This window comes from Mesorhizobium liriopis (assembly GCF_024053505.1).
GTDB lineage: Bacteria > Pseudomonadota > Alphaproteobacteria > Rhizobiales > Rhizobiaceae > Mesorhizobium_B > Mesorhizobium_B liriopis.
On the sequence record NZ_JAMXQS010000005.1, the window covers coordinates 184,557 to 196,833 of the forward strand.

The 12,277-nt window shown below is 58.7% G+C and carries 11 protein-coding genes; all 11 read right to left on the reverse strand.

From position 1 onward, the window contains the following. Positions 1–9: 9 nt before the first annotated feature. Positions 10–888: a carbohydrate ABC transporter permease gene (locus tag NGM99_RS10880; RefSeq protein ID WP_252818808.1), complete on the reverse strand. Its 879-nt coding sequence runs from the start codon at positions 886–888 to the stop codon at positions 10–12. Continuing rightward, positions 888–1,841 carry a carbohydrate ABC transporter permease gene (locus NGM99_RS10885; protein WP_252818810.1) on the reverse strand — a complete coding sequence of 318 codons (954 nt, stop codon included), beginning with the start codon at positions 1,839–1,841 and terminating at the stop codon, positions 888–890. Before NGM99_RS10885 ends, NGM99_RS10880 begins: the two co-directional genes overlap by 1 nt. A 57-nt stretch (positions 1,842–1,898) precedes the next feature. Further along, a complete protein-coding gene (locus NGM99_RS10890; RefSeq protein ID WP_252818811.1) occupies positions 1,899–3,140 on the reverse strand; it encodes an ABC transporter substrate-binding protein in 1,242 nt (413 codons plus the stop codon). A gap of 30 nt (positions 3,141–3,170) precedes the next feature. Beyond that, positions 3,171–4,286 (reverse strand): ABC transporter ATP-binding protein, encoded by a 1,116-nt coding sequence (locus NGM99_RS10895; RefSeq protein ID WP_252818813.1) that lies wholly within the window; start codon positions 4,284–4,286, stop codon positions 3,171–3,173. Between the two features lie 4 nt (positions 4,287–4,290). Then, complete coding sequence (locus NGM99_RS10900; RefSeq protein ID WP_252818815.1) at positions 4,291–5,529, reverse strand: enolase C-terminal domain-like protein; 1,239 nt, start codon at positions 5,527–5,529, stop codon at positions 4,291–4,293. A gap of 4 nt (positions 5,530–5,533) precedes the next feature. Continuing rightward, entirely contained in the window at positions 5,534–6,298 is a 765-nt protein-coding gene (locus NGM99_RS10905) for an SDR family NAD(P)-dependent oxidoreductase (protein WP_252818817.1), read from the reverse strand. Positions 6,299–6,903: 605 nt separating this feature from the next. After that, complete coding sequence (locus tag NGM99_RS10910; protein ID WP_435371425.1) at positions 6,904–7,806, reverse strand: substrate-binding domain-containing protein; 903 nt, start codon at positions 7,804–7,806, stop codon at positions 6,904–6,906. Between the two features lie 106 nt (positions 7,807–7,912). Further along, positions 7,913–8,917 (reverse strand): ABC transporter permease, encoded by a 1,005-nt coding sequence (locus tag NGM99_RS10915; RefSeq protein ID WP_252818821.1) that lies wholly within the window; start codon positions 8,915–8,917, stop codon positions 7,913–7,915. Next, complete coding sequence (locus NGM99_RS10920) at positions 8,914–10,437, reverse strand: sugar ABC transporter ATP-binding protein (protein ID WP_252818824.1); 1,524 nt, start codon at positions 10,435–10,437, stop codon at positions 8,914–8,916. Before NGM99_RS10920 ends, NGM99_RS10915 begins: the two co-directional genes overlap by 4 nt. 231 nt (positions 10,438–10,668) lie before the next feature. After that, positions 10,669–11,262, reverse strand: a complete 594-nt coding sequence (locus NGM99_RS10925) for a DJ-1/PfpI family protein (RefSeq protein ID WP_252818826.1) — start codon at positions 11,260–11,262, stop codon at positions 10,669–10,671. A 61-nt stretch (positions 11,263–11,323) separates the two neighbouring features. Then, entirely contained in the window at positions 11,324–12,274 is a 951-nt protein-coding gene (locus NGM99_RS10930; RefSeq protein WP_252818828.1) for a substrate-binding domain-containing protein, read from the reverse strand. Positions 12,275–12,277 lie beyond the last annotated feature (3 nt).

The window sequence follows — 12,277 nt, forward strand, 5'->3', positions numbered from 1 at the left end:
GTCGGGGCCTCATGCCGAAACGCTCAGCCCAGCCATGAAATGCCGGCGCAGGATAAAGAAAAGCAGCACGGTCGGGATGGATGCCATCAGCGCGCCCGTCATCGCAATGTTGGGTCCCGCCGATGTATAGGCGCCTTGGAATACTTGAAGCGCGTTCATCACCGAGCGGATTTCTGGAGTGTTGCCGAGCACAGTCGAGAACAGAAGATCGTTCCATATCCAAGTGAACTGGAGGAGGAACAGCGCGAGCATCGGCCCCTTGGCATTGGGCAGGACGATCGAGAAGAACACGCGCCAGTCGTTTGCCCCGTCCATGCGCGCAGCCTCGTCCATCTCGCGGTTCAGCCCCGCCATGAAGTTGCGCAGTACCAGTACGGGGAATGGCACGCAGATCGCACAGTAGAACAGGATCATGCCCGCCCTCGTATTGAGGAGGCCGATCTGCTGGTAGGTGAAGAAAAGCGGGATAAGATACATCTGGAACGGAAAGACCGTACCCGAGAAGATCAGCATGAACCAGAAGGTGCGGCCCGAAAAGTCGAGCCGTGTCAGCCCGAAGGCGGCCATGGCAGCAACGAACACAGCTACGCTTGCACCCACCAACCCATAGAGCGCAGAGTTAACCAAGCCCCAGCCCAACTTGGCGTCGGTCCAGACGCGTATGGCGTTGTCGACAATAGGCGACAACCCCTGAGGCAGGGCGAGCGGGTGTCCAGCCGCATATTCTGTGCTCGATTTGAAGGCGGACACGATCAGATAGTAGAAGGGCGCTAGCCAAACTAAGCTGACGAGGAGGGCAACGCCGAGCACGATCCAACCGCCTTTGCGCCGCGTCGCTTCCGCGCGCGCGATGGCATCATAGTTGTGGCGATCGAGAGCGATTGCCATCAGCGCACCATCCGCTCGGCTCGTGCCTGAAGCAGCGCCTGGATCCAAGTGACGAGGAGCACCAGCACGCCGATTACCACCGCAATAGCCCCACCGAACGCCCAGCCGCCCTTCTGGAAGGCTTCGAAGTACATGAACACCACAAGCGAAAGCGTGCGCTGGCTGGGATAGGTGGACCCCATCACCCAGAGCAGGTCGAAAGCTGTGAAGCCAGCAAGTACGGAGATGATTGTGACCACTACGAGCGTGGGCGTAAGGATCGGCAGGATCACGTGAAAATATGTCTGCCAAGGCTTAGCGCCGTCCATCTGGGCGGCCTCGACAGGGTCACGCGGCACGGCCGAGAGCCCGAGCAGCAGGAGCACCATGACAATGCCAACCGTCTGCCAGACATGGGTGGCAATGATGGCCGGAGTGACCGTGTTTGCCTGATAAAGCCACCCGACCGAGACAGTCTCGCCTGTGACGAGCGAGAGGAGGTAGTTGAGCAGGCCGGTTGGTGCATAAACGTAGAACCAAATCACTCCAACTGCCGTCGGTGCGAGCACACGGGGCAGGAAGATCAAGTTCTTGAATGCGTTCTCGAAGCGCACACCGCGCAGGAGAATGGCTATGCCGAGCCCTAAAATCACGGGAACGACAAGCGACGCAACCACCCAGATCATCGTGTTGAAGGCAGCTTCCGCGAAATAGATCTGGCCGAACAGGCGCTTATAGTTCTGAAAGCCCACGAAGGTGTCGAGGCCTTTAAACTTGCGCCAATCGGTGAAGCTCAGCCAGATGTTGAAGAGTACAGGATAGAGCAGCATTCCACAGACAAGCAGAAGCGCTGGTGCCATGAAGAGGAGAGCTGTCGCGAAATTGCGACGGCGGGTCTTGCGCTCGCGCATTGCGATGCGATCGGTCCCGATGCGTTCGAGAAGCTTCTGGTCGCTTTCGCTCAATGCGCTCAACATCGTCTCCAGATATAGTGGCAAGGCGACGGGCGCCGCCTTGCCTTTGGCTGAAGCCTACTGCTTCGCTTCCCAATAGTCTGCGTTCAGCGCCTGCATCCGACCCATGATCATCTTGGCGTTGTCCATGGTGGGATTGAGCAGGAAGCCGTTAAGCTCGGCCACGAGTTCGCCCTGGAGATCGGGGGGCACGGCTTCCCACCAGCGCTGCATGGCGACCGTGTTGTTGGTCTTCATGTCGGCCGAGATCTTGGCGACCGTCGGGTTCGGCGCGTCGGCCTTGGTGTTGCCGATGAAGTTGCCCGAAGCCTTTGACCACACATTGGCGCCATCGACCGAGGTCCAGAAGTTGAGCGCCGTCATGATATCGGGCTTTTCTTTGCCGGCAACCGAGACCACCATCGGTCCGGCCTCGACCACCACGGCGGAGGGGAGCTTGGGGTCCATGTTCGGCATTATGAAGGCGCCGAAATCAGCGTCGGGCTTCAGGCCGGCTGCGTCCACCAAGCCCTCACCCCATTCGCCGATTAGATACATCGCGGCCTTGCCACGTGCGAAATCCTGCGGTTCTTCGTTGGAGCGGGGGTCGGTGAAGTAGCCTTTAGCATACATGTCCGACCACAACTGGAAGACCTTTTCGACGGCCGGGCTGTCATAAGCGACGGTGCCATTAAACAGCCCTTTATAGGCCTCCGGATCGGTGCGGATCATCAGCTCCGAGAACCAGATAAACCCACGCCAACCTTCCTGTACGGTGGCGTTAAAAGGCGTGATACCGGCGGCCTTCAGCTTATCAGCGGCCGCCATCAGTTCTTCCCAAGTCTTGGGCTCGCTCAGACCTTGGTCGGCAAACATCTTCTTGTTGTAGAGGACAACCCAACGCGCGACCGAAAACGGTACGGCATAGGTCTTGCCATCCACCTTGAAGAGATCTTGGGTTGACTGGTCGTATTCTCCTGACGCGACCAGCTTCTCCCAAACGTCGTCGAGAGGCGCGACCTGTCCGGTAGCGACGAGTTCGTTCATGGTCTGGCCGGTCCACCAAGTGAAGAGGTCTGGCGGCGAGCCGGATGCGATCGAGGACTGCACGAAGGCTTTGTACTGCTCCGGCGGGGCATAGGAGTTCTGAACGATGCGGACGCCCGTCTTCTCGCCGGCTGCGTCGCCTACCACTTGGAATTGCTGCGACCAGAAGCCCTTGTCGTGATAAAGCGGCACGTCCGCAGCACTCGCGCCACTTATGCCGAGCACCATGGCAACGCCTGCCAAGGCTCCGGTGATCCATTGTCTGCTCTGCATGGTGATATTCCTCCCGTTTCGAATGTCCATTCAACGAGCATCGGCCGACGCGCGCAGGCTCGCGCCGGTCTCCGCATCAAATAGATGAAGCCTGTCGGTGTTGAGCTGAAGTGGCAGGCGCTCATCGCTTTCGACAGGGCGCGGCTGGCTCATTTTTGCCATGACCTCGGCCTCGCCCAAGCGCAGCAGAATCTGACTTTCGCCGCCCAGCACCTCCGACAAGATGACGATGCCGGTGGCCGCAATGCCTCCAGTGGGCGGAACGCCGTGTCCGACCGGCACAACGTCGTCGGGCCGCAGACCCGCCACCACCGGGCGGCCGATCTCGAGTCTCGCGAACCGCCCAGTTGGCAGAACAGCATCAAAGGCATTCGAGCGGAAAACGAGCCCGTCGTGCTCACCAGCTTCGACACGGCCGGCAAAGAAATTCATGGCGGGCGCCCCAATAAAGCCTGCGACGAACTGGTTGGCCGGCGCCTCATACAGCTCGATCGGTGTTCCAACCTGGGCGATCAGGCCGTCCTTCATCACGACAATCCGGTCGGCCAGCGTCATGGCTTCCACTTGGTCGTGGGTGACATAGATCGTGGTAACGTTGAGCGCTTTCTGAAGACGCTTGATCTCGATGCGCATCTGGTTGCGCAGCTTGGCGTCAAGATTGGAAAGCGGCTCGTCGAAAAGGAAAACCTTGGGCTCGCGCACGATGGCGCGGCCCATAGCAACGCGCTGACGCTGGCCACCGGAAAGCTGGGACGGCCTGCGGTCGAGATAGGGGCCAAGCTCAAGAACGGAAACGGCGCGGGCGACGCGTTCTTCGATCTCGGCCTTGGGCAGCCCCGCGAGCCGCAGACCGAACGACATATTCTGGCGCACGGTCATGTGCGGGTAGAGCGCATAGGTCTGGAACACCATGGCCACCCCCCGCTGACGCGAAGGCAGGTCGTTGACCATTTGGCCGTCAATCAGGAGCTCGCCATGCGAGATGTTCTCAAGCCCCGCGATCATGCGCAACGTAGTCGACTTGCCGCAGCCGGACGGTCCGACGAAGACCACGAACTCACGATCCTGGATATCGAGGTCGATGCCTCGGACCGCCGGCTGGCGGCCATAGACCTTGACGAGATCGCGCAGGCTAACTTGTGCCATGGCTCTAGCGCAGCCTCGCTCGCTTGAGGCCTGGGTCGGCGTAGCGCGTTTCAGGAACCGTCGAGAACCAATCGGGGCGGCCGGGATCGCGGTCGTAGGTGTAACCGCCCAACTCACGGAACAGTTCGGCATAACGCGCGAGCTTCTCGCGATCGACCTCGACGCCGAGGCCCGGGCCGGAGGGCAGATCGATCATGCCGTCGCGATAAGGCAGCCTGCCGCCCACTATGATGTCGTCGGTCAGGTGATGGTAATGCGCATCCGCTGCAAAACCGAGATTAGGAAGTGCCGCACCCAAGTGTAACATGGAGGCGAGCTGGATGCCGAGTTCGCCAGAAGAGTGGACCGAGGCACCATACTGGAAGGTCTCGAGCACGGTACCCGCCTTGTGAGCCTGGCGCAGGCCGCCCCAGAATGTCGTGTCGAGCAGCACTACATCGACCAGGTCATGGCGGATGGATTGGGTAAGCTGCTCGAAGTTGACGACTACTGTATTGGTGGCGGTCGGGATACGCACAAACTGGCGGACACGCCGCATCCCCTCCAGTCCCCATGTCGGGTCCTCGAAATAGTCATTCTTGAGCTTCTCGATCGCTTGGCCGACGCGGATAGCCTGCTCGACGCTCCAAGCGCCATTGGGGTCGAGCCTCAGGAGATCGTCGGGAAACGCCTCGCCAAGTGCCTCCATCACTTCCACATCGTGGTCGGGCGCGAAGTGGCCACCCTTAAGCTTGTGAGTGGTGAAACCGTGGCGCGCCTTGAGATCTCGCGCATGGACGACAATTTCATCGGCCGTCGTTTCGCCGCCGCGGGCACCCGCCTCATCGTGATAGCGGTAGAAAATGTAGGAGGCAAATGGCACGCGCTCGCGAAGCGCGCCGCCGAGCAGGTCACAGGCGCGGATGCCGAGCCGCTTGCCAGCCAAGTCCATGCAGGCCATCTCGATTGCCGCATGGAGCTGGGTCCGGTTGTTGTACAGGCTGGCCGTTGGGTTCATGATTTTCCAGCGCAGCTGTTCGAGCTGCAACGGGTCATGCCCCTTAAGGTATGGAAGAAGGCCGCGGATGGCGGCTTCCGCCGACTCTCCGCCGCCGCCTAGTTCCCCCCAGCCCGAGCGGCCTTCGTCGTCCACCACTTCCACGACAGTGCGCACGAAGCGTCCCCAATGTGCGCCCATCGAATGGCGCAGCGGCGCTTCGAGCGGCACCGTGACCGTTGTTGCGCGGATATCGGCGATGCCCAAGACCCTATTCCTTCTTTGGAGAACCGCCGATGCGGGCCATCATGCCGCCATCGACCTTGACGACTTCGCCGGTCACGAAGGACGCTGCGGGCGATAGAAGAAACGCCACGACCTCGGCGACCTCGTCCGCCCTGGCAGGACGCCCGAGCGGATGCATCGCATCGATCTCACGCCAGACGGCATCGGGATCGTCGGCAAGCGCTATGGCGTCGCGAAGCATCGGTGTGTCGACCGAGCCCGGAGCGACGCCGTTGACGCGCACCCCGTGGGGGGCGCTATCCACGGCCATGGCGCGCACAAGTCCGATCATGCCGTGCTTAGCGGCCGAATAGGCCACCACGCCTGCCTGCGAGGCAAAGCCCTGCACTGAGGCCATGTGGACCACGGCACCCTTGGCTTCGCGAAGCAGAGGCATAGCAGCCTGTGAGATGAGAAAAGCACCTTTAAGGTTCGTGTCGAACACTTCGTCCCACACCGTTTCAGATGTCGTCTCCACTGTGCCGTATCGCTGGATGCCGGCGTTGTGGGAAAGCGCTGTGAGCGAACCGAGTCTTCCCGCAGTGGCCACGGCCTCTGAACAGGCGGTTGGGTCTGCAACCGACCCCACAATGATTTGGACCATCGTACGTGGCGAGAGGCGAGCTGCGCTGCTTTCAACGGCTTCTGCGTCGCGATCCATTAAGACGAGGGCGTCGAAGCTTTCCGCAAGCCTTTCGGCTACTGCGGCCCCAATCCCTTTCCCTGCCCCGGTAACCAGCGCGACCTGCATTTCCACCTCACCCAAACTCGCAATATAGTATTCTACCATGGTAGTCAACGAGTGGCGCTTTGGACACGAGAGTGATGCGAGTAGTTTTAGATGGGTTGTCTGCAGCGCCTGTGATGGCCGTTACGCATCCACTGGCTCAAAAATCGTCAGCACTATGGAATGCCTGTCCACCCAACCACACCCGACTATCCTCTATCGGAACGGCTTAGATCGAGCGGTGTGTCGATCGTTGGATTAGTGGGCCGATGCCGGATTTGAGACTTCGGGGGAATGAATTCACTGATCCCTAGCCTGTCCAAACACTCCAGCCTTGCCGCAGATGACCTGTCCCCAAAGTTGCAGCTCTCACGTGGGAACGCATAGTGGCCTCGGGCGGCTCCTATGGCTGATGCGTTCGTTCGGATCCGAGCCTAACGGTGGACGTACGCCTTTTCCGGGATTTAGCTTGGCTCGGTCAGACAAACGAGCGTCCATTTACGAGCTCTAAGCGGCTAATCGAGTTCACCGAGGGGCACTTCACCTAGACAAATGAACTGGTTATCTGTTTTCTTAGCTGAGCAAAGAGGCGCCGCAGCGCCTCTTAAACAAAAATATCCGACGCTCTTTTAGAAAGGTGAGTCGGGGAAGTAGAACTCGTTGGCGTTGTCCTTGGTGACGAGGGTGGCATCGAGAACGTAGCTACCGCGAACTGGGATTTGATCGTAGAAGTTAGCAACGGTCAGCTCCAAGGCAGTCGCGATCATCGAAGGCGGATAAAGCACGTTGATCGGCATCAGCTGATCGCCGTCGGCCACCTTCTTGATCATCTCCTTCATGCCGGCGCCGCCGATCACCAACTTAATGTCGGAGCGGTTCGCCTGCTTGATCGCTTCGAGAACACCGACAGCCATGTCGTCATCTTGGCACCAGACAGCATCGATCTTCGGGAACTTGGACAGGTAGTCCTGCATCACCCTGAAGGCGTCGTCACGCGACCAGTTGCCGAACTGCTTGTCGAGCACCTTGATGTTAGAACCAGCGATTGCCTCATCGAAACCCTTCTGGCGCTCTTCATCGATGACGATGGGCAGGCCGCGAATGACGACTACGTCGCCAGTACCAAGATTGTCCTTGAGATACTGGCCAGCAACTCGGCCGAGTTCAGGATTGTTGCCGGCCACATAAAGGTCCTGGATTGACGGATCAGATAGTGCCCGGTCGACTACAGTGACGAAAACGCCCTTGTCTTTGACCTGACGGATCGGATCGGTCAGCTCATCAGAATTGTGAGGCAGCGTGACCAACGCGTCTATGCCTTGCGTGGTCAGATCTTCCAATGCATTGGCTTGGCTTGCTCCGTCGGGCGAGGTCTTCACCACGATTTTGAGCCCAGGATGCAGCTTTTCGAGCGCTACTTTCGCGCGTTCGGCGTGGTAGACGACGCCGCCTGTCCATCCGTGATCAGCGGCGGGGATTGAAACCGCGATTGTCACATTTTTCTGCTCCTGGGCGAACGCTCCCACCGTCATCAAGACGGTGGCGACGCAAAGGCTGGTAAGCAGTTTCCTCATTGCTTCCTTACTCCCATTGAGGGCCCGTTGATCTCGCGGAGGGCCTTATAATTCCGCTTCTACCTCACCGCCGGCGCGACAGGGAGCGCTGCACCAGCATCGCGACGATAATGATGGCACCTTGAACCGCACCGATAAGGTATTCACTGACAAGGTCGGACAGAACCATGATGTTACCGACCACTTCGAGGATCACTGCACCACAGACGGTGCCCCAGACACGGCCCACGCCACCTCGAAGTGCCGTACCGCCTATGACGACCGCCGTGATGGCCTGCAACTCCCAAAGCAGGCCAGTGGTAGGCGTCGCAGCCCCCAGACGCGGAACATAGACGAGCACGGCAATCGCCACGCAAAGGCCCTGGATGATATAAGTGAGCGTGCGCACGCGCTCGACCGAGATGCCGGAATAGCGCGCGACATCTTCGTTGGAGCCGACCGCGATCACGTGGCGGCCGAAGGATGTGCGATAAAGAAGGAATGCCGCGATGACGGCGACCACGATGATGACGAGTATCGGCACTGGAACGCCAAAGATGTTGCCGAAATAAACAGGGCGGTAGAGCGCACGCAGGTCGGGTGCACGCATGGCTATCGACCCGCCTTCGGCGAGGTAGATCGTGAGCGCCCGGAAGATGCCCATGGTCCCTAGCGTGACGATGAACGGCTCTATTCGCCCGATCGTGGTGGTCAGACCGTTGGCCAGCCCGCACAGCGCGCCAACGCCCATCGCGAAGACCATGGCAGTCGCGAGCATTGCGAGGTTGCCCTCGACGGCGCCGCTGTTCATGAACAGGATCATGGTGCCGGCCACGAAGGCCGACATCGAGCCGACTGAGAGGTCGAGGCCGCCTGCCGAAATCACGAAGGTCGCACCCACTGCGATGATGGCGATGAAGGCCGAGCGCGTCAGCACGTTCAAGAGGTTGTCGATGCCGATGAAATTCGGGTTGACGATGGTGCCGAAGGCCAGAAGCACCGCGAGCGCCACAAAGGGCGCCACGGCACGCAGGTCGACATCCTTCCAGGACCGGCGCGTCTCGGACACAGTTATTGTTGTTTCGCTCATGCCGTTTCCGCCACGAGGGCGGCCTCCTCGAATGTCGCGCCCGTCGCGTGAACCACGATCTCGCTCTCGTTCATCCGTTCGCCTGTAACTTCAGCCACCACGCGGCTTTCGCGCATCACATAGATGCGGTCGCAGATGCCGATCAGTTCGGGCATCTCGGACGAGATGACGATCACCGAAAGTCCGCTTTCGGCCAGGCGGGCGATGAATTTGTAGATCTGTTCCTTAGTGCCGATGTCGATGCCGCGCGTCGGTTCATCGATAATGACGATGCGCGGGCTGAGAAGCATCATCTTGGCCAGCAGCAGCTTCTGCTGATTGCCGCCCGAAAGCTGGCCGGCAAGCAGGTCCTTGCGCCGGGTGCGGATGTCGAATTCGACGATGGCATTATCGAGAGCGGCCGTCTCGGCGGCTTTGTCTATCAGCGGTCCCCGCGTGAATTTCTTGAGAGAGGCCAATGTGAGATTTGTTCGTAAATCCTGCGCGAGCAAAAGGCCACGCCCTTTGCGGTCTTCACTGAGATAGACAATGCCAGCATCCATACTCTCGCGGGCGTTGTTGAAGCGCACTGACATGCCATTCTGCCGCAACGTGCCACGGCTCGGGCGAAGTCCCACGACGCCCTCCATTAGCTCCGTACGTCCGGCACCGATCAGGCCAGCGAAACCGAGGATTTCGCCCTTGCGCAAATAAAACGACGCGTCCTTCACATAGCCGGGCACGCTGAAATGCTCGGCTTCGAGAACTTTTTCCTCGCTCTCACGCGCGGCGTGGTCGGGGTACAGTTTAGAAACATCGCGGCCAACCATTAGACGCGCCATGTCTACGGGCTCGAGCTCGGCTGCGTCGCGCGTGGTGACGAGCTGGCCATCGCGCAGCACCGTCACACGATCGGCGATGGCTTTAACTTCGGCCAATCGATGCGAAATGTAGAGCACCGCCACACCCTTAGCGCGAATGCCGTGAATAACGTTGAGAAGTGCTTCCGTTTCAACCGGGGTCAGCGAGGCGGTTGGTTCGTCGAAGATAACCAGCTGATGCGGCACGAGCAGGGCACGCGCAATCTGAACTAACTGGCGCTGCGCGATCGAAAGGCGGCCAACCACGCGCGTCGGATCGATATCAGCACCGAGGCTGCGCATTGCGTCTCGGGCGCCCGCGTTCATAGCGCGATCGTCGACGGTGAACCCACGCTTCAGTTCGCGGCCAAGAAAGATGTTTTGGGCGACAGTGAGGTCGGGCGCTAGCAAAATTTCCTGGTGGACCAGAACAATGCCGCGCTTCTCCGCATCGACTGGCCCAACCAGCGCAACTTTCTCGCCGTTGATTGAGAGGGAACCGCGCGTCGGCTGCAAGTGACCCGACAGCAGCTTCATAAGCGTCGATTTGCCCGCGCCGTTCTCGCCGATAATCGCATGAACCTCGCCGGAACATATCTCCAACTCAATGTTGCGCAGCACCTCGATGGGCCCGAAAGCTTTAAACAGGCTGTTCGCTGCCAAAAGCGGTGAATGCGTCATAGAATGAGCATCCGTCATGGAACGAGCCGGCGTGATTGGAAACTGCTTTCGCCGCCAAAACGGCGGCACCCGGAGTAGGGGTACAAATAAAGCTTGGAGAGACCGGTCATTTGGGAACCTTCTCAGTTAAGCAAGGACCACGATCAGTTAGGGCGACCATTCCGGACCTTAGTCATCGCCCTTTGTTGCGTGGGATGCCAGATCGGCATCCCAGACTGACCGATACGACGGTTAATGGTGGACGATTTCCGTTCCCAATACCTTGAGGCACTCACGAATGAATGCTGCAAGCGCCGTCCACCCTTTTCCCGACACCATAGTTCCATCGACATAAGCTTCAGTTGGCGAAAGGTCGATGTACTCGCCGCCTGCTAACCGCACTTCAGGCTCGCATGCGCCCAGCGCACCAACCTTCTTTCCTTTCAGCACGCCATCCACGGCGATCAAGATCTGAACGCCATGGCAAATGGTGAAAATCGGCTTTTGGGTTTCATGGAAATGTCGCACGATCGCCTGAACGCGCTTGTCGGTACGGATGTATTCGGGCCCGCGGCCGCCAGCACAGTAAACAGCATCGTAGCGATCAAGACTATTTTCTGCCTCTGAGAATGTTTTGTTGATGACAAAATCGTGCCCGAACTTCTCAGTGTAGGTCTGATGCCCCTCGAAATCATGAAGTGAGGTTTTAAGTATGTCTCCGGCCTTTTTGTCGGGGCAAATCACATGAACGGTATGACCAACGGCTTCCATCGCTTGTTGAAACACAAATATTTCGTACTCTTCGGTGAAGTCACCTGTGAGCATCAAGATTTTTTTGCCCGGCATCACATTTTCCTTATCTGGCATGAATGGGTGGGCAGGCGATCTGCCTGCCCAAAATTGTTAATCAGAAGGGAGATTCGGGAAAGTAATATTCCTTGGCATTGTCTGCGGTGATCAGCGGCGCATCGAGCTTCACTGTTCCGCGCACAGGCGCCTGTCCGACGAATTGCGCTGCCGTCATGTATATAGCTGTCTTGATCATCGATGGCGGATAAGGCGTCTCGATCGGGGTGACCGGATCGTTAGCCATTACTTTTTCTATGATCTCTTTCATGCCATTGCCGCCGAGCGCGAACTTGATCTCCTTGCGCCCTGACTGATTGATGGCCTCAAGTACACCGAGCAGCATGTCGTCGTCGTTTGCCCATACCGCATCGATATGCGGATACTTGGCGAGGTAGTCCTGCATCAGCTTGAACGCTTCGTCGCTGTTCCAGTTGGCGTACTGGATATCGAGAACCTTCAGGCCAGAGTCTTTGATTGCGTCCTGAAAGCCTTTGATGCGCTCGTCATCAATGACAGTGGGAATTCCTCTGAGCACAACAAGGTTGCCCTTGCCGCCGAGTTTGTCGACAAGGAACTTGCCCGTCGTGGCGCCGACAGCAATGTTATCTCCCGCAACGTAGAGATCCTGAATAGTTGGGTCAGTCAGGCCTCTATCGACCACTGTGACGAAGCTGCCATTGTCCTTGATGGCCTTGACCGGCGAAGTCAGCTCTTCGGAGCTGTGCGGCAGGATGACCAGCGCATCCATTTGCTTGTTGGCGGACAGGTCCTCGATCGCGCTGACTTGAGCACTCGCGGAAGGAGAGGTTTTCACCACCACATTGACGTTGGGAAAAGCCGCGTTGATTTCCTTGGCTGCTGCAGTGGCATGATACACGACACCGGCAGTCCAGCCGTGATCGGCGGCTGGAATGGAAACTGCGATTGTTTTCTTTTCCTGGGCAAGTGCAACACCCCCCAGCAGCAAAGAGCCGAAAACGGCGACAGTTAGGAAACTTGCTTTTTTCATGTT

What these genes read in the sequence shown, in the direction of transcription:
- NGM99_RS10880 (WP_252818808.1), bottom strand. Translation starts at nt 888, where the DNA reads ATGGCAATCGCTCTCGATCGCCACAACTATGATGCCATCGCGCGCGCG.
- NGM99_RS10890 (WP_252818811.1), bottom strand. Translation starts at nt 3,140, where the DNA reads ATGCAGAGCAGACAATGGATCACCGGAGCCTTGGCAGGCGTTGCCATG.
- NGM99_RS10895 (WP_252818813.1), bottom strand. Translation starts at nt 4,286, where the DNA reads ATGGCACAAGTTAGCCTGCGCGATCTCGTCAAGGTCTATGGCCGCCAG.
- NGM99_RS10905 (WP_252818817.1), bottom strand. Translation starts at nt 6,298, where the DNA reads ATGCAGGTCGCGCTGGTTACCGGGGCAGGGAAAGGGATTGGGGCCGCA.
- NGM99_RS10910 (WP_435371425.1), bottom strand. Translation starts at nt 7,806, where the DNA reads ATGACGGTGGGAGCGTTCGCCCAGGAGCAGAAAAATGTGACAATCGCG.
- NGM99_RS10915 (WP_252818821.1), bottom strand. Translation starts at nt 8,917, where the DNA reads ATGAGCGAAACAACAATAACTGTGTCCGAGACGCGCCGGTCCTGGAAG.
- NGM99_RS10920 (WP_252818824.1), bottom strand. Translation starts at nt 10,437, where the DNA reads ATGACGCATTCACCGCTTTTGGCAGCGAACAGCCTGTTTAAAGCTTTC.
- NGM99_RS10925 (WP_252818826.1), bottom strand. Translation starts at nt 11,262, where the DNA reads ATGCCGGGCAAAAAAATCTTGATGCTCACAGGTGACTTCACCGAAGAG.
- NGM99_RS10930 (WP_252818828.1), bottom strand. Translation starts at nt 12,274, where the DNA reads ATGAAAAAAGCAAGTTTCCTAACTGTCGCCGTTTTCGGCTCTTTGCTG.